This is a genomic window from Cystobacter fuscus DSM 2262, assembly GCF_000335475.2.
GTDB classification, from domain to species: Bacteria; Myxococcota; Myxococcia; order Myxococcales; family Myxococcaceae; genus Cystobacter; species Cystobacter fuscus.
Window position 1 is genome coordinate 117,499 of sequence record NZ_ANAH02000014.1, and the last position, 22,138, is coordinate 139,636.

Annotated in this window: 11 protein-coding genes; 4 read left to right on the top strand and 7 right to left on the bottom strand. The window is 69.4% G+C overall.

The window, feature by feature from the left end; genetic code table 11:
- From D187_RS24385 to D187_RS24400, 4 genes are all read right to left on the bottom strand, one after another.
- On the bottom strand, positions 1-453 hold the full coding sequence (locus tag D187_RS24385; RefSeq protein ID WP_002623988.1) for a DUF4265 domain-containing protein: 453 nt from the start codon (positions 451-453) through the stop codon (positions 1-3).
- A gap of 34 nt (positions 454-487) precedes the next feature.
- A complete protein-coding gene (locus D187_RS24390) occupies positions 488-973 on the bottom strand; it encodes a hypothetical protein (protein WP_020918235.1) in 486 nt (161 codons plus the stop codon).
- A 302-nt stretch (positions 974-1,275) separates the two neighbouring features.
- Positions 1,276-2,202, bottom strand: coding sequence for a DUF2381 family protein (locus D187_RS24395; RefSeq protein ID WP_002623990.1), 927 nt, complete (start codon positions 2,200-2,202; stop codon positions 1,276-1,278).
- Positions 2,203-2,263: 61 nt separating this feature from the next.
- Positions 2,264-4,075 carry a serine/threonine-protein kinase gene (locus tag D187_RS24400; protein WP_002623991.1) on the bottom strand — a complete coding sequence of 604 codons (1,812 nt, stop codon included), beginning with the start codon at positions 4,073-4,075 and terminating at the stop codon, positions 2,264-2,266.
- Between the two features lie 426 nt (positions 4,076-4,501).
- On the opposite strand from D187_RS24400, the gene D187_RS24405 reads away from it, so the two are divergent.
- Positions 4,502-6,901 carry a Kelch repeat-containing protein gene (locus D187_RS24405; RefSeq protein WP_020918238.1) on the top strand — a complete coding sequence of 800 codons (2,400 nt, stop codon included), beginning with the start codon at positions 4,502-4,504 and terminating at the stop codon, positions 6,899-6,901.
- A 185-nt stretch (positions 6,902-7,086) separates the two neighbouring features.
- On the opposite strand, the gene D187_RS50270 is transcribed toward D187_RS24405, so the two are convergent.
- Entirely contained in the window at positions 7,087-9,195 is a 2,109-nt protein-coding gene (locus D187_RS50270) for a DUF7151 family protein (protein ID WP_155893553.1), read from the bottom strand.
- A gap of 139 nt (positions 9,196-9,334) precedes the next feature.
- Here D187_RS50270 and D187_RS24415 point away from each other — a divergent pair, with 139 nt between their 5' ends.
- On the top strand, positions 9,335-11,548 hold the full coding sequence (locus D187_RS24415) for a class I SAM-dependent methyltransferase (RefSeq protein WP_002625964.1): 2,214 nt from the start codon (positions 9,335-9,337) through the stop codon (positions 11,546-11,548).
- A gap of 10 nt (positions 11,549-11,558) precedes the next feature.
- On the opposite strand, the gene D187_RS24420 is transcribed toward D187_RS24415, so the two are convergent.
- Positions 11,559-13,880 carry a sensor histidine kinase gene (locus tag D187_RS24420; RefSeq protein WP_043431339.1) on the bottom strand — a complete coding sequence of 774 codons (2,322 nt, stop codon included), beginning with the start codon at positions 13,878-13,880 and terminating at the stop codon, positions 11,559-11,561.
- 333 nt (positions 13,881-14,213) lie between these two features.
- On the opposite strand from D187_RS24420, the gene D187_RS24425 reads away from it, so the two are divergent.
- Positions 14,214-16,061 (top strand): OmpA family protein, encoded by a 1,848-nt coding sequence (locus tag D187_RS24425; RefSeq protein ID WP_002625960.1) that lies wholly within the window; start codon positions 14,214-14,216, stop codon positions 16,059-16,061.
- Between the two features lie 20 nt (positions 16,062-16,081).
- Positions 16,082-20,569 (top strand): adventurous gliding motility protein AgmC, encoded by a 4,488-nt coding sequence (agmC, locus tag D187_RS24430; RefSeq protein WP_002625959.1) that lies wholly within the window; start codon positions 16,082-16,084, stop codon positions 20,567-20,569.
- A 77-nt stretch (positions 20,570-20,646) separates the two neighbouring features.
- Here agmC and D187_RS24435 read toward each other — a convergent pair whose 3' ends face one another.
- A complete protein-coding gene (locus tag D187_RS24435) occupies positions 20,647-22,128 on the bottom strand; it encodes a PAS domain-containing sensor histidine kinase (RefSeq protein ID WP_020918243.1) in 1,482 nt (493 codons plus the stop codon).
- Positions 22,129-22,138: the final 10 nt, after the last annotated feature.

Sequence of the window (22,138 nt, forward strand, 5' to 3'; positions counted from 1 at the left end):
TCATGGAGCGAGACAGGCTTCTTCGTAGCCCCATCGCTCCTGGGCTTCGCCTTCGTCCAGGTGCCTCTTCAATACCGCCAGGGGGACCGTGGGGGGAACGTCCACGGAGATGAGCCCCGGGATGTGGCTTCGCTCGATGTCGCAACCCATTTCCTCGAGTAATTCCCTGACGGAAGGAATGTCCTTCTCGTCGTAGACGATGAGGCGAAGGGTGCTGTGACCCGAGGGGCGTACGACCTCCCGGAAACGAAGCTCCTGCTGCTCGATCGTGGCGGTAACGATGTCGCCATACGCGATGCCCCTGGCGAAGAATGGGATATTGTCAATCTGGAACAGCCCCTCTCCCACGGGGAGGGCCCACAGGCCCTCGTAGTCCGCGGGAGGGTAGTCGTCCTCATCCTTCTCCAGTTTGACGACGACCTTGACCCGCTCATCCGCTTTGGGTGAGGTCATGGTGCTTCCTCCTGGTCCGGCTCATTGCTCCCCTTCATCGGGAGGCGGGCCTGCTCACTGTGGCCACCTTCTTCGCGTGGGCAATGGCGTTCAGGCTCTCCTTCCGGAGGAAGTGCTCCTTGCGAATGCGCAGGACCCTCCGTTCCGCGTCCTCCAGCATGTCCCATGCTTCTCGGGCCCGGCGGGGGAAGAGGTGGAGAGATTGCACGTAGAGGCAGGCGATATGGACGCGCAGCGCGAGGTTGGAAAAGCCGAGCCGCTGGACACGACGAAGCCACTGGCCGAACTCCTCCCACGGCATGTCGAACGCGTACGCCTGGGAGACGAGCTCCTCCGCGATGCCGCGCCGGGTCAGCTGACGCTCAACCTCGGTCTTCGCCTCGCGCAACCACCGTTTCTCCAGCTCCAGCAATGCGCGCTTGAGCTCCTCGTAGGGGGCGTCGGCCTTCAGCAGCTTCACGAGGAGTTGGTCCTTTTCCTGCCCGCGAGCCAGTCCGCGCTCTTTTCGTGTGCGTCGCATGGTTACGCTCCCGGACAGGGCTTATCGTTGGCCTCCGTGGGCCATGACCCGGAGCGCATGCAGGCTTCGAAGCATGCCTTGCACTGCGTCTCGCCCCAGACCCGGCCTTCGATGCTTCTACTGCTGGCATCAATACACCTGTCGTAAGCCGGTATGAAGATGTCCTTGCGCCATTTCTCCCGCTCCTGGCGGGCTCGAGAGCTTGGGAACCGCGGCATTGATTCGCTCAGCTGGGACCGTGAACTCGACAGGCAGTAGAGAGCGCTTTTTGCACTCGCATCTGCTGTGTGGCACGGGGGTGTTCAAGGAAAAGTCACGCCGCGCACGGTGAGGGTCCGGGTTCCTTCCGACTCCGTCAGCCGCAGCAGGAAGAGTTCCTGGGACTGGGGTTCGGGGGCTTCCGCTTCCACCACGATTTGCCGCAGTTCTCCCGGACGGAGCACGCCCGGCGATTGCCAGGTGCGGAGCACGCGCAGGGAATGCCCTTCCTCGGTGACCAGCTCGGCCGACTTCACCCGCCAGGGCTGTTGATGGGATTCATCCAGCCACAATTCCACCGCGACCCGGCCAATGGCCCGGTAGCTGTAGGCTTCCTTCACGAAAAGGCTGTCCGCGGGCGACTGGGGGAGGTCGGAAAAGAAGTCCAGCGAACGGATGCCGATCCCCTTCTTCACGAGCCTGGCACTGAACAGACCCACGAGGTCTTCCTGGCCCTTTCGCGTCGTTTGTCGCCCCAGTGCCGTCTCGCAGTGCTCCGCGCGCTCTCGTGCTTGTCTTGCTTCCTCCTGGAAGAAGGAGGCCGAGCGTGGTTTCCGGTCGACTCGGACTTGCCGTTCCACCTGGTCGGCGCGCACCACCAGCCGGAAGGTGGTGTTCTCCGGGAGGTTGTTGTCCGCGAAGCCCACCACCAACATCACTGTCTTTCCCGGCGGCGCCATCGCGGAGGGGAGAAGGGTGATCAACCCAGCGCTTTCATCCACCATCACGGACTGGAAGAGTTCGCGCTCCTGGACCGTGACGCTCCCTCTGCGCAGCGGCGCGTTGAACATCAGGTTGGAGGCTTGATTGGGGCTGATGCGAACCTCCCAGTCCTGTCTGGCTCCGTCTGCTGTCAGCTCGATGTGACGCTCGTCTGGCAGGGCGGTCTGTCCTGGGACGATTCCGGACGCGCTGGGCGCACCCTCGAGGAGGTGAAGCAACAAGAGCGTAGTCGGAAGAGACGGCGGCATGTGTCAGACCTCCGGGGTGGTCAGAGTACCAGGGACTTCTGACGTTGGCCGCGCTGTTCGTCTACTCGAATCGCTTCACGGCCCGCAGCGTGGGCCACGCTCGAACGAGGGCGGTATCCCGGGTGCTGCCCTTCTCCTTGACGAGGCCCTTGCGCATGTAGCCCAGCCAGAGCTCCGCGCAGATGGGATAGGTGTGCCCATCCGCGGTGTGCGCCTGGGTGAATCGTCCGTGGACGAGGGTCTCTCCGAAGAACAGCTCTCCCGTGAAGCGGGTGGTGCGGGTCGGGAGCTGTCCCCAGGTCATGAGGCTGATGACCGTCACGGGGCCGGGGCGGACCTCGGCGTTCTTCAACCCTGGATTGGGGAACTCCGCGGTGGGCTCGACCGGGACATCGAACATGCCCAGCTTCTGCATGGTCTCCACCGCGCCCTCGGGGCACTCGGCGGGGGGCGGCTCGGCGTAGAAGCGCCGCAGCTCCTGGCTCGGGCCGGCGCAGGATGCCTGGGCCAGGGCGGCGGCCGTGGTGCAGGCCCACACGAGCTTGCCGAGCACGGGGGTCTGGGAAGAGGAGGTCGCTGGGGGTTGAACGGGAGACGGAGTCGAAGTGCTCACGCGCGTGCTGTCCTTCCAGGGCGTCGCGCTGGCGACGGGCACAGGGATTTCCGCCCACCACTCGGGCGCTGCGCCACGTCCACCTTCGGGTGGCTCGTGAGGAGCCGCCACTTCCTGGCCGGAGTGAGCAACCCCTCGTGGGACGAGGCCCGAGACCGGGGGCGACATGCACAGCGAGCCCCCGAGGACGACGGCGGCCAGGGTCCCGGACCAGAGACGGGTCCGCCGGGACGCGAAGGTGGGGGACGCAGCGGCCGTGGAGGCCTCCTCGGGAGGCTGGGCCCTGCCGCGCACGGGACGTCGCAGGGCCTGGGCCGCGAGCCGCCATGCCCTATCGCGCAATTCTCCCCAGTCGAGCCACACCTCCTGGGAAGTGGTGGCGTCGCGCTCCTCCCACTCTTCGCACAACGCCACGTCCCAGGTGCCGTCCGCGCTCGCGAGCAACGCCTCCACCTCCTCCCCCAGGGCCTCGGCGCTCGGTGGGCGCGCGGCGAGCGACTTCTCCAGCATGCGCAGGCACAACTCGCTCAGCGCGCGGGGCACGCGTGGGTTGAGCACGTGAGGGGGCTCGGGGTGGTGCTGGAGGATGACGTTGGCGAGTGCTCCCTCGTCGGGCACGTCCGTGTCGAAGGGGTAGACGCCCGTGAGCAGCCAGTAGAGCACCACCCCCAGCGCCCAGAGGTCATCCGAGGGCCGCCCGGGGGAGTGCTCGCCCAGGTGCTCTCGTCGGAAGCGCAGCGTCTCGGGGCTGCGGTAGTGGGGCGTGCCCGGCATCGCCAGGGGGTGGGTGATGTCGAGCGCGCCCCAGTAGGTGCCCACGCCGAAGTCCACCAGCACCGCGCGCCCGTCCTCGTGCCGCACGAGCACGTTGTCGCCCTTGATGTCCCGATGCACCACGCCGGCGCGGTGTACCTGCACGAGCTGCCGCGCCACGTCCGCCAGCACGCGCGCGGCCCGCCTCGCCGTGGGGTTGTGCTCACTCGCCCAGTCGGGGAGGGGACGGCCATGCACGTAGGGCATGACGAGGTAGAGGTAGCGGGGCCGCGCCGAGGGCCACGGACCGCACGCGGACACCCCCACCTCTTGCATGCGCCGCAGCCGCAGCCGTACCTCCAGCTCGCGCCACGCCCGGTCCTCGTTCCGCAGGGGCAGGAACTTGAGGGCATGGAGTTGTCCGTCCCGGCGGGCGCGGAACACGGAGCCCTGGCCGCCCTCTCCCAGCCGGCGCTCCAACCGGTAGCCATCCACGACCTCGCCCACGCCCGGTGGCCCCTCCCCACGAGCCTTCCTCCACCGGCGCGCCCTGGCCTCCCCTCGCCCTGCCCGCTCCATGCACCTGACCTCCCGAGTGGGCCAGTCTAACATGACCCCTGACGCCCGGTGCGAGTCTTCCAGGGGGCTTGCTCTAACGGGACATGTCGAAAGGAGAGGTGGGACGCTTGGCTGGGCCTCTCTTGCGGCAATCCACCTGTTCCTTGCCATCCGCGCCGCACCACGAGGAACAGACCACCTCGGGAGGGCTCGTGTCCGACAGGCGTATCCCTTCACATTGAAAGCTGAGGCTCGTCCCCCTTCTTCGGCTCCTCCAGCGATGGAGGGAGCACCGAAACAGGTGATCGAAATTCTTGGTGTCGGGCTGCCCACCGGCTACATCCCCGTTCCGGTTCACGAAGACAGGGGGCTTCCATGGACACACAGGTCTTCTTTCATGAGCGTCAAGCCTGGCACCTGAAGCGTACGCGGCGGACCCATTTCATGGTGCTGCTGGTGGGAGTGCTGGCTGTCCTCTCCGGCTGTGGTCCGCAGGCCGCCCATCAGGACGCGGGCACCACCGCCGACTCGGGCACACCGGATGCGGGAGCACCCCAGGACGCGGGCACCACCGCCGACTCGGGCACACCGGATGCGGGAGTGCCCCAAGCGGGCTCCTGGTCCCTCACCGGCAGCCCCTCGACGCATCGCATTCTCCCCACGGCCACGCTGCTGCCCTCGGGCAAGGTGCTGCTGACGGGCGGCTACAATGTCGACAATGGGTACAGATCCCTCACCACGGCAGAGGTGTACGACCCGGCGACGGGCACCTGGTCGCCCACCGGCAGCCTCGCCGAGGGCCGTGATAACCACACGGCCACGTTGCTGCACTCGGGCAAGGTGCTGGTGCTTGGCGGCCACAGCTACAATTCCTCTAAGAGCCTCGCCACGGCGGAGGTGTACGACCCGGGGACGGGCACCTGGTCGCCCACCGGCAGCCTCGCCACGCGCCGCGAGCACCACACGGCCACGCTGCTGCACTCGGGGCAGGTGCTGGTGACGGGCGGCGGTGGGGACCTCGTCACGGCGGAGGTGTATGACCCGGGGACGGGCACCTGGTCGTCGACCCGCAGCATGGCCACGAGCCGCGAGAACCACACGGCCACGCTGCTGCCCTCGGGCAATGTGCTGGTGACGGGCGGCTACGGAATCGGTGGGTCCCTCGCCACGGCGGAGGTGTACGACCCGGAGACGCGCACCTGGTTCTCCACCGGCAGCCTCGCCACGGGCCGCTATCGCCACACCGCCACGCTGCTGCCTTCGGGCAAGGTGCTGGTGACGGGTGGTACCAACCTCTCCTCTGGGTCCCTCGCCACGGCGGAGGTGTACGACCCGGAGACGGGCACCTGGTCCTCCACCGGCAGCCTCGCCGATGACCGCAGTGAACACACGGCCACGTTGCTGCCCTCGGGCAAGGTGCTGGTGGCGGGTGGCGACAGCAGGCGCTATGCCTTGAGCACGGCGGAGGTGTACGACCCGGAGACGGGCACCTGGTCCTCCACCGGCAGTTGGGTCGATGCCTCCGGTGGCCGCCATGACGCCACGCTGCTGCCCTCGGGCCAGGTGCTGGTGACGGGTTCTTCCGACGAACCAGAGGTGTACACGCCCGCCGACCCGAGCCCACCGGATACGGGAGGGCTCCAACCGCCGTATTTCATCGAGAAGCCCGAGCCTTCTTCGCGGGTGGGCGGTGGAGGCGAGCTGACCTTCCATGCCTCCGCGCGGGATCCGCGGGGCAGCCCGCTTCGATTCCTCTGGTCCGCGAATGTCGGCACCTTGGACATCGCGCATGGGGCGTCCGAGAGCCGAGCCATCTGGAGGGCACCCGCATGTCTGGTCGCGGGAGTCACCGCTTCCTTCACCCTCACCGTGATGAATACCTCGCGGCTCTCGAGCACCGCCCGCTTCTACGCCGTTGGCATTCCGGATTGCCAGGGTTGGTCCTCCATCGACAACCTCCTCACGGGCCGCGAGCGCCACACGGCCACGCTGCTGCCCTCGGGCAAGGTGCTGGTGACGGGCGGCTCTGGCCGCGGTGGGGACCTCACCACGGCGGAAGTGTACGACCCGGGGACAGGTACCTGGTCCTCCACCGGCAGCTTCGCTTCGATCCACCAGAACCACACGGCCACGCTGCTGCCCTCGGGCAAGGTGTTGGTGACGGGCGGCTCATCGGAGGTGTACGACCCGGGAACGGGCACCTGGTCGCCCACCGGCAGCCCCGCCACGAATCGCGAGAACCACACGGCCACGCTGCTGCCCTCGGGCAAGGTGTTGGTCGCGGGCGGCTCCAGTTTTGGGAGCTCCTTCCGCGCCTCGGAGGTGTACGACCCGGGGACGGGGACCTGGTCGCCCACCGGCAGCCTCGTCACGGGCCGCGCGCACCACACGGCCACGCTGCTGCCCTCGGGCAAGGTGTTGGTCGCGGGCGGTTTCAACCTCCTCGCCGGTGGGTACCTCGTCACGGCGGAGGTGTACGACCCGGAGACAGGTACCTGGTCCTCCACTGGCAGCCTTGCCTCGAGCCGTCAGAGCCACGAGGCCACGTCGCTGTCTTCGGGCAAGGTGTTGGTGACGGGCGGCTACAACGGACTCGAGCCCTTCGCCACCGAGGTGTACGACCCGGAGACAGGTACCTGGTCCTCCAGCGGCAGCCTCGCCAGGAGCCGCTATGACCACACGGCGACGTTGCTGCTCTCCGGCAAGGTGCTGGTCACGGGGGGTTACTCCACCTCCTCGGCGACCCAATCGACGGCAGAGGTGTACACGCCGTAGACCTCGCCCTCCGAGTCGTTCCTACGCGTCGTCTGACACCCTTTTCGGGAGGGGCCTCCCACTGGCCCGCCCGAGTCGTACGAATCGTCTCGTCCAAATCGTCTGACACCTTCTCCGGTGTAACATGACTCCTGACGCCCGGTGGGAGTCTTCCATGGGGGCGTCAGGCGTGGGTCGGGGTCACGTCACGGGCATACCGAGGTCTCGTCGTTTCCGCTGATGGTCACGCTGCCAGGAGTGGCGGAGAGCTGAGCGCGCAGGGCCGTGGCCAGGCACGTGGGCAGCGCGGGGTTGTCCGTGATGCTCAGCCAGGACACGGACGTGAGTTCGGGCAGCTCCAGCCTGGTGAGCAGGGGATTGCCGGAGACCAACAGGGAGTCCACCGAGGACAGTCTGCGCAGATGCGACAAGGAGTGCAGCTTGGCATTGTCCAAGATCTGGAGCGAGGAGAGCCGCGCCAGCCATCCCAGGCCTCCGAGCTGAACCAGCGCGTCGTTCCTCTCGAGCCGGACACCGCCGCCCACGGCCAGGAGATTGTCGAAGAGGAAGGCGAGCTTGGGGTTGTCGATCAGGTTCAGATTGCCGCCAATGGACATCAGGCTGTCCACATAGAAGAAGTGCCACACCAGCTCATTGCCGATGAAGGAGAAGCTCCCGCCCACGTGGGTGAGGGCGTCCAGGTGGAGCACATCCAGGGCATCCAGTCGCTCCAGGGTCAGGTCTCCACCCACGATTCGCAGTTGCTCCAGTCCAGGCAGCAGGTACAGCTTCGGGTTGTGCTGGAGGAGGAGGCTGCCCGGCAGGACCTGCACCGAGGCCCCGAACTCGAAGAGCTCCGGGTTCTCCGTCACCTGGATGTCTTCCCCCACGGTTTCCAGGAAGGAGATGAACCGCGAGAGCTTCGGATTCTGCGCCACGGTCAGCCGGCCTCCGATGAAGGTCGGGCCGTAGTCGGCATACAGGGACCACCCGTTGGACTCGAGTGAGGCATTGCGCGCCACGGATAGGTTCCTTCCGATGTGGCGGACCTTGCTCAGCCCGGAGAGACTCTGCAGTGCCGCGTTGTCCTCCACCCAAAGCGAGCCGGCGATCCGCACGGGGTTGAACCCCAGTCTCAGGCTGTTCAGGCGCGGGTTGTGGGTGATGGCGACGTCTCCGTGGAACTCTCCACCGCCGGAGATGGAGAACGAGGTGAGCAACGGGTTGTCATGCACCTGGAGGTAGATGCCGAGTTCCTCGATGGCGGCCGAGAAACTCACCAGCTTCGGGTTGCCGTAGATGCGAACCGAGCTGTCAACGCGCTTCAGGGACGGCAGGTCGATCTGCTCCACTTCGGAGCCCCTGACGAAGAGAGCACCCGTGATCCGACCCGCTCCCTGGAGCGCCACCACGTCCGCCGCGGTACGGATGTCGTAGTCACCAAAGTATATCCAGCCGGGTTCCTTCGCCTTGCACTCGTTCCTGCGCAGGGTGATCTCGGAGAAGTCGAGCACCCCGTCCCGGTCGCTGTCCGTGCCGGCGAGGATCTGCGTGCCTCCGTCCGGGCAGGTCGTGCCACCGCTCAGGATGCGGTGCGTTTCGACCAGCACGGCCTCCGGTGCTTCGCCACACACATACGAGGTCGTCTCCACCTCGCCATCACCCAGCGAGCCGTCCTTGTCCGTGTCCGTTCCCGCCTGCACGGCCACTCCGCCCAGGGTGCAATTCGTGCCCGCGGGTTCGGCCTTCGCGCGGATCACCACCGGGGAGGGCTCGGCCTGGCAGCCATAGAAGGAGCGCTCCACCTCGGCGTCGTCCAGCGTGCCATCGCGGTTGGTGTCCACTCCAGCCCGCACGAGGATGCCTCCCGCCGCGCAGTGGTTCCCCGGGGCCTCTGGCGTCTGCGTCACCAGGACCGACGGCGAGGGCGTGGGCTCGTTCTGGCAGACGTACTCGGTGGACCGCACTTCGCTCGCGTCCAGCTGGCCATCACCGTTCGTGTCGGTTCCGGCCTCCACCCGGGTACCGCCGGCCGCGCAGGGCGTGCCCGGTTCCAGGGGCAACCGCCGCACCAGCACCACGGGGACGGAAGGGGCGGTCTGACAGACGTACTCGGTCGACTCCACCTCCGGGTCCGACAACTGACCATCACCATCCCGGTCGGCGCCCCGGAGGATCGCCGTCCCTCCGCCAGGGCAAGACACGGCGGGCGCCGGGTCGATGCGGACGAGGACCGTGGGGGGCTGCTCGGGCTCGCGCCTCTCGCACGCCATCCAGAGCACCGCGCACAATCCGACCACCTGGTACCGTTTCACGACTTCCCCCTCATGAAGGCGCGGGGCGTGCCCACGCGCGAAGCCGTTGCTCTTGTGCGTGACGAGTCGGTGGGGCGTCAAGCAGGGAAGGGGGCCTCCCTGGTGGACTCTCCGACGGGCCTCTAGACTCCCACCCCGAATGGCTCAGCCGAAGAACACCGCCGAACTCTACGCCGCCCAGCACCGGGGCGATGCGGACCACTACGCCACCTACTTCGCGGGCATGGATGCCTCCATGCAGCAGAAGGTGGCCCTCACCACCGCGCACTTCCCCACGCGCGGCCGGGTGGCCGACATGGGCAGTGGCTCGGGCCGGGGTACCTACGATCTGGCCTGTCTCTACAATGGCTTGGAACTGGTGGGCGTGGACATCAACCCCGTGTCCGTGGACATGGCCCACGCCACCTACCAGCGCCCCAACCTGCGCTTCGTGGCCGGGGACATCGCCGACCCCGTCTTCCCTCCCGAGTCCCTCGATGGCGTGCTCGACTCGTCGGTGCTCCACCACGTCACCAGCTTCAATGACTTCTCCCTCGCCCGGCTGGAGACGTGTCTGGACAACCAGGTGCGCGCGCTGCGCACTGGCGGCGTCATCATCATCCGCGACTTCGTCATCCCCGAGGGCCCCGACGAGGTCTGGCTCGATCTGCCCACCACGGATGGGGCCGCCGACGGCGACGTTCCCGGCCTGTCCACCGCCGCCCTCTTCGAGCGCTTCGCCCGCGACTTCCGCTGTAGCGTCAACCGCTCGGGACCGGTGCTCTACACGCGCCTCGCCTCGCCCCACGCGGGCCATGTCCGCTACCGGCTCGCCCTGCGCGCCGCCAACGAGTTCATCCTCCGCAAGGACTACCGCACCGACTGGGACGTGGAGCTGCTCGAGGAGTACACCTACTTCTCCCAGGCGGACTTCGAGGCTGCCTTCCGCGCGCGCGGGCTGCGCATCCTCAGCTCCATGCCCATCCGCAACCCGTGGATCCTCGCCCACCGCTACGAGGGGCGCTTCCACCTGTCGGGCGTGGACGGGCGGCCCCTGCCGTTTCCCCCCACCAACTACCTCATCGTGGGCGAGAAGGTGCCGCCGGGCGCGGGCGTGGCGCTGCGCGAGGAGCGCTCCGAGCCGCTCACCACCCCCCGCTTCCTGTCCTTGAGCACCTGGCGCCACGAGGCGTCCCGCGAGGTGTTCGAGCTGGTGGAGCGGCCGGGGCGCACGCTGGACGTGCTGCCCTGGTTCCGGCTGGACGGCCAGGTGTTCGTGCTCGCCAAGAAGGGCTTTCCGCGGCCCATCGTCAACGCGTGCGCGGACCATCCCAACCTCGGCGGCGCGGCGCTCTCGGGCTATGTCACCGAGCCCCTCGCCGCCATCACCCTCGGGGGAGAGGCCGCGCCCCAGGCCATCGCCCGCATCCTGCGCGAGCGCGCCGGGCTGGGCGCGGGCCATGTCCTCCACGTGAGCGAGCCGGTGCGCTACTTCACCTCGCCCGGCGGGGTGAACGAGCGCGTCTCCGCGTATCTGGTGGAGGTGCTCTCGTCGGACGCGCCGCCCGCGCTCGACTACGGCCCGTTCACGAGCGCGGGCTCGGTGCGCGAGCTGGACGCACGCCAGGTGCTGCGCGCCTGCCACGTGGGCGGCATGGTGGACGCTCGCCTGGAGATCAACATCCACCGGCTCCTGCGCCGGCTGGGCGCTTCCCCGGGGCCGTGGATCGGCGCCCCGCTCGCGCTCACCGAGCAGCCCCACGGGCCCCGGGAGGCGCCGGACGCGCTCACCCCCGAGCGCCGCGCCGTCTTCTCCGCGCACGATGATGGGGCCACGGGCTACCTGTCTCCGCGCACGGGCACCTTCACCGAGCGGGACGCCCAGGGGCGTGTGCTCGCGAGCGTGCCCCGCGAGTACCTCGTGCCGGCGGGGGCGAGCCGCAACACGGCGGTGGCGCTGCCGGTGGTGCGCACGCGCGAGGGCTTCCGGGTGGGCCTGGAGCACCGCGAGCTACCGGCGGTGCAGCACTTCACGGGGGGCTCGGGGCTCGCGGTGGCGCCGGCCTGGCGGCTGCCGCGCACGCTCTCCCACTTGTCCCAGGTGCCCGCCTTCGCGGCCGAGCGCCTGCGCGAGGAGTTCTCCGTGACGGTGCGCCGCGCGTGGGAGCTGGGCGGTCCGTACCACACGACGCCCGGGGTCACCCCGGAGCTGGCCTGGCCGTTCGCCGTGGAGATCGAGGCCGACGCGGCGTGTGACTCCCGCCTGCGCTGGCTCCCGCTGGAGACGCTGATCTCCCGGTTGGATGAAGTGATGGACGCGCACCTGCTGGTGGTGGCGTGGCGCCTCGCGCACGCGCTGGGCGTGCTGGGCTGAGCGCGCGGCTCTAAGAGGCGGGAGCGGCGGAGCGCTGCTCGGGGGGCGCCAGGGGCAGCCGCACCGTGGCCACCGCGCCGCCTCCCTCGCGTGAGCGCAGCGAGATGTGGCCGCCATGCCGGCGGACGATCTCCCGCGACACGTACAGCCCCACGCCGATGCCCGAGATGCCCGTCAGCTCGCGCCGGTCTCCGCGCTCGAAGCGGCCGAAGAGCTGCTCCTCGTCCTCCACCCGCAGGCCGATGCCCCGATCGCTCACGCGCAGCTCCGCCTCGCGGCCCGCCACCTCCTGGAGCTCCACCTCGATGACGCCGCCCGTGGGGTTGTACTTGATGGCGTTGGACACGAGGTTGTGCACCACCTGCTCCAGGCGCAGCTCGTCGAAGTCGCCCAGGAGCGGCCGAGCGGTGAAGGCGAGCGTGTGCAGGGGCGAGGCGGCCACGAGCTCCTCGGCCACCCGCCGCACCACCTCGCTCAGGTCCAGGCGCGTGCGCTGCAGGGGCAGCTGCTCCAGGCCGAGCTGCGAGGCATCCAGCAGCTGGTTCACCAGGCGCGTCACCCGGTCCACCTGACGGCTCACGTTGTCCAGGCGCTCGCCGTGCTCGCCGCCCAGCTTGCGCCGCAACAACTGCACGTGCGCCTTGAGCGCCGTGAGTGGCGTCTTCAGCTCGTGCGAGGCGATGGACAGGAAGGCGTCCTTCTCCCGGCTGGTGCGCTCGATGGCCTCCATCTGCCGCGACAGCTGCCCGGTCATGCGATCGAACGTCTCCGCGAGCTGGCTGAGCTCGTGGGGGGCGTCCTGGGCGGCCTCGGAGGCACGCGCCATGCGCTCTCCGGCCGCCTGCCGGGCCGCCGCGTCGCTCACGGCCTGCACGGGCGCGACGATGGTGCGCGAGAAGGCGAGCGCCAGCAGCACCGCGGCTCCGGTGGCCATCGCCATGGTGACCAGCAGGCTGAAGTAGGCCCGTTCCACCTCGCGCTGCAGCCGGGTGCCGGGCTGCTCCACCACCACGCGCCAGCCCAGGGACGGCACCGTCACCATGCCGAAGTGGTGCAGTTGACCCATGCGCACCATCGGCATCCCTTCCTCCCCGGACGAATAGGTGCCCGTGCCGCCGCTGAGCACGTCCCGCAGCGCCTGCTCCAGGGGGGTGCCGGTGATGCTGCGCAGGGGCTCGTGCCCCGTGAGGGCCGAGTCGAAGACCACGCCGCCGCGCACGTCGGTGACGCGGATGCGCCGGTCGCTGTCCTGCACCTGCGCGTGCGCGTGCTGGCGCAACCTCGGCAGGTCCATCGCCGCCACCACGTAGCCCGCGTAGCGCTCGTCCTGGCGGATGGGGGCCACCGCCGCCACGAGCGGCCCGGGGCTGTGACTGCGTCCGCTCAGCACGTCGCTCACGATGGGCCCGCGCGCCTGCTGCACGAGCCGCACATAGCCCCGGTCGGAGAAGTCCGAGCCGGCCATCGCACGGCCCGAGAGATCGTTGCGCGGAGAGAAGGCGAGCGCCAGGCCCTCGGGATTGCCCACGTAGGCATGGTGCACCTCGGGCGAATAGGTGACGAGCGCGTCCAGCTCGCCCTCGATGTAGTGCTGGCCGGGCAGCTGGCCCCCGGCGGTGAGCCCCTGGGACAGCGTGCGCGCGAGCTGACCCACCCCGTGCCGTACGTGCTCGATGCTGCTCTCGACCTCGTTGGCCACCACCCGGGCGGCGTGCAGGTTTTCTTCCTCCACCTGGCGCAATTGCGAGTCGTAGCGCTCGCGGCCCTCGGCCCCGCCCAGCACCAGCAGGGGCACCACCGCCCCCAGCGTGAGCGCCGAGCTGAAGGTCCGGCCGATGGAGACCTCCGCCAGCGGCGGCGGCAAGAGCGGCCGGAGGCTGCGGCGCACGCGGGGGATGAGCAGCAGCACCTGGAGCACCAGCGCCGCCAGCAGCCCGTTCACCGCCTGCTTCACCCCCGCCACCAGCACGCCCTCGGCCGGGATGCCCTCCACCAGGTAGTAGGTGAGGAAGAAGTACAGCGGGCTCATCAGCCAGTAGAGGGCATCGGCCACCAGGGGCGTGAGGCGCCGGCGCAGCGCGCCCACGAAGAGCCCCTCCAGCGCCAGGTTGAGCGCGCCCCATGGGTGGTGCCACAGCCGGAGCGTTGCCAGGCCCGCCACCGCCCCCGCGACGCCTCCACTCACCGGACCGAACAGCACCGCGGTGATGAGCACCAGCAGGGGCCCGAGCAGCAGATGCACCCCGGGGAGTACCTCCAGGGCCGCCAGGTTCAGCCCGCACCCGATCAGCCCGAGCGCCAGACCGTACCCGATTCGCCCCAGGACTTTCATCGGCGCCCAGGGTGCGCACCAGATGACGTCCTGGCAACGATTCTTTTGCCCTGACTACTCGCCCGGAGTAGGACGGTGGCCTTCACGGATGCATGAGCGGGTGGGAACGAATGGCTCCTTCCCGGTCGTCTGGCTTCCCGAGGACGCCCCCTTGTAGGGCCGGCTGGCGGACGCCTGGGAGAAGGCCTGGGATGGCCCTCGTTGCCTCGGTTGTTGGAACGCCCGCCGTTCCAGTGTCCAGGCGTTTTTCCTCTCCTGCTCCAAAACTGGAACCAGTGCCATGGCGGGGTTCGAATGGGACGAGACCCGTTGAGACCCCATCACGGAGAAATCATGAGCCACACCAAACCGTCCTCCCCCCCGGGGACGAAGCGGGAGGGAGGTCCGTCGAAGTGGTCGACGGTCGCCGGACGCCTGTGCGTCGCCGCCTCCTTGTTGTCCTCCCCGGCCGTGTTCGCGCAACCGGCGGGGCTGGCCTCCTTCGAGCTGGAGCGGCTGGAGCTGAATCCCAGTGCGCGGGGCTCCCTGGTGCTGGGCACCGGCGAGCTGTTGCCCGAGGGCAGCGCGCGCCTGTCGGTGGCGGGTCATTACGAGAGCAACCCGCTGTCGCTCTACCGCGAGGGCGAGCGGTTGGGGGCGGTGGTGGGAGCTCGAGTGACCGGGCACCTGCTGGCGGCGTGGGCGCCCCTGCGCTGGTTGGAGCTGGGCGCGCAGGTGCCCCTGGTGGTCTGGCAGCGGGGAGATGATCTCTCGGCCCGAGGGGTCCCGGCGCCCGCGAGCGCGGGCCTGGGCACGCCCCTGCTCCACGTCCGGCTGGGTCTGCTCGCGCAACAGCGCCAGGCGCCGGTGGACCTCGCGCTCGAGCTGGGCGTGGGCCTGCCCCTGGGTAGCGCGGAGGCGCTCTCGCGCGATGGCGCCGTGCGGCTCGCCCCCAAGGTGATGCTGGGCCGCGAGCTGGGCTGGCTGCGCACCGGCATGGAGGTGGGGGTGCTGGTGCGGCCCGCGGTCGTCCTCGGAGATGGGACGAAGGTGCAGGACGAGGTGGGCAACGAGCTGCGCCTGGGCGCGGCGGTGTCCACCCGGGGCGCGGGCCTGCGCGGTGAGTTGAGCGTGCGGGGCTCCGTGCCGCTCGCCGCCCGCGAGTCGGGCGCCGTGGAGGTGCTGGCGGGCCTGCGCCTGCCGGTGGGCTCGTCCGCCGAGGTCTACGCGCTGGGCGGTCCGGGGTTCGGTGCCGCCCCGGGCACGCCGGCCTTCCGCGTGCTGCTCGGCGTGGCCATGGGGGGTCGCGACCGCTCGGCCGCCGCCGCGGGTCCGGATGCGGATGGGGACGGGGTGGGCGACGCGCGGGACAAGTGCCCCACGGAAGCGGGTCCGGCCTCGCGCCAGGGCTGCCCGGTGAAGGACGAGGACCGGGACGGCATCGCGGACGAGTACGACAAGTGCCCCACGAAGGTGGGGCCGCCCTCGAGCCTGGGCTGCCCGGTGCCAGTGAAGGACACGGACCAGGATGGCATCGCGGACACGGGCGATGACTGCCCGAAGGAGCCGGGTCCGGCCTCGAGCCTGGGCTGCCCGGTGCGGCTCGTGGACGCGGACGCGGACAAGGATGGGGTCGCCGACAGCGTGGATGGTTGTCCGAAGGAAGCGGGCCCGGCCTCGAGCCAGGGCTGCCCGGTGAAGCGCGCGGACGCGAACGCGGATGGGGACAAGGACAAGGACGGCGTGGCGGACGCCCAGGACAACTGCCCCACCGAGGCCGGAGTGGCCACCAACCAGGGCTGCCCGGAGAAGCAGAAGCAGCTCGTGGCCCTGCAGTCCGGCAAGCTCGAGCTCAAGGAGCAGGTGGCCTTCGTCAACCGCAAGGCCGTCATCCAGCCGAACTCCTTCGCGCTGTTGAATCAGGTGTCCAGCATCCTCGGCCAGCACCCGGAGTTCGGGCGGGTCATCATCGAGGGGCACACGGACAACCGTGGCAACGCGGCGGCCAATCGCAAGCTGTCGCTGGCGCGCGCCGAGGCGGTGAAGGCCTATCTGGTGAGCAAGGGCGTGCAGGCCTCGCGCCTGGAGACCAAGGGCCTGGGTCCCGATCAGCCCATCCGCTCCAACCTGACGGAAAGCGGCCGCGTGGCCAACCGCCGCGTGGAATTCATCATCGCCACCCCTGAGCGCGAGCAGAAGTAGCCGACGAGGACAGGAAGACCATGAAGAACACACTCTTCACGAAGTGGCTCGCGGCCGCGCTGTGGGTGCTGGCGCTCGGTTCGACGGCGGCGCTGGCCGAGCCGGATACCTTCTATCTGGGCGATGGGCACAACGGCCCGTTCACGGCGGATCCTGAGAGCATCGTCAACAGCTATGCCCAGGTGGTGTCCCCCCTGTTGGAGGGAGACACGGAGATCATCGTCGGCAACTGCACGCCAGCGCCCTGCTTCTCCGGTGGCGATCTGGTGATGGTGTTCCAGACGACCGGCTTCCTGGGGACCCCCCAGGTCGAGGAGCCCGCGACGTCCACGTCGCTCAACAACACCGAGGTGGGCCGCTGGGAGCTGGCGCGGGTGGATTCCGTGTCGGGGACGACGTTGAAGCTCAGGGCGCCGCTCATCCGTGGATACGCGGCGCAGGTGACCCAGATCATCCGGGTGCCCGAGTTCACGAGCGTCACCGTGGGCCCCGACAACTTCATCCTCGCGAAGCCCTGGGATGGCAAGGTGGGTGGCGTCGTGGCGTTTCTCGCCACGGGACTCGTCCGCAACCTGGGGACGATCAGCGCGGAGGGGGCGGGGTTCCGGGGAGGCGTGTTCGTCGGTGACCCCGGTGGGAATGGCTCGACGGGATGCTCGGGTGATGCGGAGTCCCCGCCCAAGGGGGCTCAAAAGGGAGAGGGCATCGCCAATACCTCCTATGGGCCCTCCCATACGGGACGAGGCTACGTGCTCAATGGCGGTGGTGGAGGCGTCTGCTTCAGGTCGGGCGGAGGCGGAGGCGCCAACCATGGCAAGGGCGGCAGGGGAGGGTTCTCCTCCTCCACGGATGGGAGCCGAGGCGTGGGAGGGCGGGCCGGTGCACCCATCGAGGACTATGCGCTTCTCAATCGGTTGATTCCCGGTGGTGGTGGCGGTGCGGGTCATGGCAGCGCGACGTCCGCCCAGCGGGGAGGCAGTGGTGGTGGCGTGGTCTTCATCCGTGCCAACTCCCTTTCTGGCTCGACGGGGAGCATCCTGGCGACGGGATCTTCGGGCTATTACAGCAGCACGGATGCTGCGGGTGGTGGTGGTGCGGGTGGCAGCATCCATCTGCGCCTGGCCACGAGCGCGATCTGCGGTGACATCGATGCCAGCGGTGGCAACGGAGGAAGCCCCAATACCAAGCAGGTCGGTCCGGGTGGTGGTGGCGGTGGCGGCGTCATCCTGTTGCAGGCCTCCAAGCGCACGGGCTGCGTGGCCGATAGCAACAGCGTCCTGGGCGGCTTGTCGGGCAGTCAGAAGGATTCCTCCGCGCCTGGAGGGGTGTCGTACGGTGCGGAAAGTGGCGCGGGCGGCCGGGTCGAGACGATCGATCGGGGCTTCGCCATGCTCGACGTGCCCACGGTGAGCGCGCCCGCCAACGGCGCCTATACGGACAGCGCGCGCCCCAATGTCTCGGGCACGGCCACGCCCAACACGACCGTGGTCATCTACATCGATGGCAAGGAGGCGCGCCGGGGAACCTCCGACGCGGCGGGTGGTTACGGCGTGGTGCTGTTGGATGCCCTCACCCAGGGGGCTCATACCGTCCAGGCCGCGACGGAGCTGGACGGGGTCCAGAGCCTCAAGAGCACGGCGAATGCCTTCACCGTGGACACGCTCCTTCCGGATGCGCCCGCCGTGACGGTGCCGGGCGAGGGCGACTTCGTCATCACGCTCCGTCCCGTCATCCAGGGCACGGCCGAGGCCGGTAGCACGGTGTCGATCTACCTGGACAACCGGTCTCCGGTCACCGTGGCCGCGAGCGACACGGGGGAGTGGACGTATACGCCGGATTTCGACCTGGCGCAGGGGGCCCACACGGTGAAGGCCACGGCCACGGACACGGCGGGCAATGTCAGCCCCGAGTCCAATGTGCGCGGCTTCAACGTGGACACCCTGGTGCCCGCCGCTCCGGTGGTGAGCACGCCCGCCCAGGATTCCCATTCCAAGAACCCGCGTCCCGCCATCACGGGCACCGCCGAGTCGGGGACCACCGTCACGATCTACCTCGATGGCGTGGCGCTGGGCACGGCGCCGGTGACGGCGGGCTCCTGGAGCTATGCGCTCACCAGCGATCTGTCGGACGACACGTATGACGTGAAGGCCACGGCCAGGGACGCGGCGGGCAACGTCAGCCCCGAGTCCACTCCCCACACCTTCACCATCGATACGGTGGCCCCCGCGGCACCGGTCGTGTCGACGCCCACCGAGGGTGCGTATGTGACCACTCCCGTCCGCATCGCGGGCACGGCCGAGGCGGGCAGCACCGTGACGGTCCTCGTCGATGGCGTGCCCGTGGGGGTCGCCACCGCGAACGCCTCGGGTGAGTGGACCTATGAGACCAGCGCGGTGCTGGATGGTCCCCTCGAGGTGAAGGTCACGGCCACGGACGCGGCGAACAACACCGGCTCCGAGTCCAACACGCGCACCTTCATCGTGGACGCGACGGTTCCGGTGGCGCCGGTCGTGAGCACTCCGGCCGACGGAGCGTTCGTCAATACGCGCACGCCGGTCATCACTGGCACGGCCGAGGCCGACACCACGGTGACGGTGTATCTCAACGGCTCGGTCGTGGGCACCGCGCCGGTGGATGGCACGGGGGCCTGGAACTTCACCACGGCGGAGCTGACGGACGGAGCGACGTACACGGTGAAGGTGACGGCCAAGGACGCGGCGGGCAACATCAGCCCCGAGTCCAACACCCACACCGTCCACGTGGACGTGACGGTTCCAGTGGCGCCCGTGGTGACCGCGCCTGACGAGGGCACTCTGTTCAACACGCGCACGCCGGTCATCACCGGCACGGCCGAGGCGGGCACCACGGTGACGGTCTACCTCGACGGCTCGGTCGTGGACACCGCGCCGGTGAACGCCCTGGGCAACTGGAGCTTCACCACGGCGGAGCTGTCGGACGGGACGTACACGGTGAAGGTGACGGCCACGGACGCGGCGAACAACACCAGCCCCGAGTCCAACACCCGCACCTTCCGCGTGGACGCGACCGCTCCCGCGGCTCCTGTCATCACCGCTCCGGCCGACGGCGCGCTCATCAACACTCGCGTCAACGTCATCACGGGCACGGCCGAGGCCGGCACCACGGTGACGGTCTATCTCAACGGCTCGGCCGTGGGCACCGCGCCGGTGGATGGCGCGGGGGCCTGGAGCTTCACGACGGCGGAGCTGACGGACGGGACGTACACGGTGAAGGCAACGGCCACGGACGCGGCGAACAACACCAGCCCCGAGTCCAGCACCCGCACCTTCCGCGTGGACGCGACCGCTCCCGCGGCTCCTGTCATCACCGCTCCGGCCGACGGCGCGCTCGTCAACACACGCATCAGCATCATCATGGGGACGGCCGAGTTGGGCACCTGGGTGACGGTGTACCTCAACGGCTCGTCCGTGGGCACCGCGCCGGTGGATAGCGTGGGCAACTGGAGCTTCAGGACGGCGCAGCTGGCGGACGGCACGTATGCGGTGACGGCCCACGCCACGGATGCCGGGGGCAACGACAGCCCCGTGGCTCCCGCGCACCACTTCACCGTGGATGCGAGTGCGCCGGAGACGTTCATCGTCACCCATCCCCCGGAGTTCTCCGCGAGCACGGACGCGGCCTTCACCTTCCGCGCGGAGGATGCGTCGTTGCCCGTGACGTATGTGTGCACCCTGAACGGTCAGTCCATTGCGTGCACGGAGTCGCTGGCGCTCACCGTGATCGAGGGCACGCACACGCTCACGGTCAGCGCGGTGGATGCCCTGGGCAACAGGGATGCGACTCCGGCTTCCTTCTCCTGGACCGTGGACACCGTCGCGCCCGAGGCCCCGGTGGTGGTGACTCCGGCGGAGGGCGCCGAACTGGAATCCGACTCGCCCGTGGTCATCAGCGGCACCTCGGAGCCGGGCAGCACCGTGACGCTCCTGCTGGATGGGCAGGAGTTCGTGGTGAATGCGAATGACGTGGGCGAGTGGAGCTACACCGCCAGCGGACTCGCCTCCGGCCCCCACCAGGTGACGGCCCGGGCCAGGGACGCGGCCGGCAATGTCGGCCCCGAGTCGGCCCCGCGCTCCTTCACCGTGCTGGACAGCTCGCGCATGCCGGACACGGAGATCTCCTCGGGCCCGTCGGGCTCCACCCCGGAGCGAGACGCGACGTTCACCTTCGGCTCGCAGCAGGGCGTGTCGTTCGAGTGCAGCCTGGACGGCGCGGAGTTCGCTCCCTGCACCTCGCCGGTGACCTACACCGACCTGGCGGAGGGCGAGCATACGTTCCAGGTGCGCGCCCGTGATGCCCGCGGCATCGCGGATGGCACTCCGGCTTCCCGAACGTGGACCGTGCGCGAGGCGGACATCGCCTACCTCGGCGGCGGGTTGGGCTGCTCGGCCTCGGGCGGTGACTCCTCGCTCGTGCTGATGGCCCTGGGCTCGCTGCTCGCGATGGCTCGCCGCCGCCGCGCCGCTCGCTGAGTCCCCCTCCGCCGTGACGGGAGGCCGGGTTCCTCTTCCATCGTGGGGAAGCGGGGCCCGGCCTTCTTGCTTCCCGCTCAATGCACGTGCTGGGACAGGGCGTGGGGCTCGGGGGGCGTGGGGTTGACGGCGGACAGCAGCGGCAGGGCCACGTAGAAGGTGGAGCCCCGGCCCAGCTCGCTCTCCACCCAGATGCGGCCCCCGTGGCGCTCCACGATGTCGCGGCTGATGTAGAGCCCCAGTCCCAGTCCGCCGTAGGAGGTGATGGAGACGTTGCGCGCGCGGAAGTAGCGCTCGAAGAGCTGCTCCTGCTGATCCTTCGGGATGCCAATGCCCTCGTCCGACACGGTCAGCAGCGCGAACTCCCCGCGCACCTCCAACGCCACGCGCACGGTGCTGATGTCGGGGCTGTACTTGAGGGCGTTCTCCAGCAGATTGGCGATGACCTGCTCGAGCCGGAACGTGTCACCCCGGATGCGCACCGGCTCCTCCGGGTGCGAGTAGTCGACGCGGTGCTGGCCGCGCTCGGCGTCCATGCTGCCCAGCGCCCGCTCCACGATCATGTCCATGCGCGTGGGCTCGAAATGCAACGCGAGCCTTCCCGCCTCGATGCGCGAGGCATCCAGCAAGTCATTGATGAGGGCGGTGAGCCGCATGAGGTGCTGGCGCGCGTGGCGCAGCAGGGCGGGGTCCACCGGTTCCTGCCGCTCCAGCCGGCGCTCCAGGCCCGCCAGCCGCAGCGACAGCGGGGTGAGGGGCGTCTTGAGTTCGTGCGAGGCGATGGTGAGGAAGTCGTCGCGCACGCGGATGGCCTCCTGGGCCTCGCGCAGCAGCCGGGTGCGCTCGCTCTCCGCGTGGCGCTGCTCGGTGATGTCCTCGACGATGCCCACGCCGCCCTCCACCTCGCCATGCTCCCCGATGCATGGGGCCAGGTGGACGCGCACGGGCGTCACCTTGTCCGTGGTGGTGGAGTGGTAGTCCCCCTCGTAATAGGCATGGCGCCCGTCGAGCACGTCGCGCACGCAGTCCGCCAGCGGTCTGTCCGGCAGCGACAGCAGGCGCAACCCGATGATGCGGGGCCGGGCCGCGCCGATGATGCGCGCGAGGTAGTCATTGCACGCCAGGAGGGTGGAGGTCGCGTCGAAGTGGAACAGGCCCAGGGGGGCGTTGTCGAAGACGAGCTGGTGGGCGCGCTGCCCGGACGTGACCTCGGCGGGGCGCCGCACGAGCACGCTGATGTATTCCTCGCGCTCCTGGCCGGAGCACCCGACCGTCACGTCGACCTCCTGCGGCGACCCGTCGCCGCGCAGGAGGAAGGTCCGCACGGGCTGCCCGCTCCGGTCCTTGGTGAGCAAGGCATGAAGGAAGGAGCGCTCGCCGGACGCCTTCGGGCGCACGGGGAGCAGGCGCGAGAAGGGCTGCCCCACGAGCTGCCCCGCGCTCCAACCCAGCAGGCGTTCGGCGGCGGGATTCAGGTAGCGCACGCGCTCGCCCGCGTCGCAGGCCACGAGCGGATCCGCCAGCGCATCCATCCATCGCCGTGTGTCATCTCCAGACATGCCTCCTCCC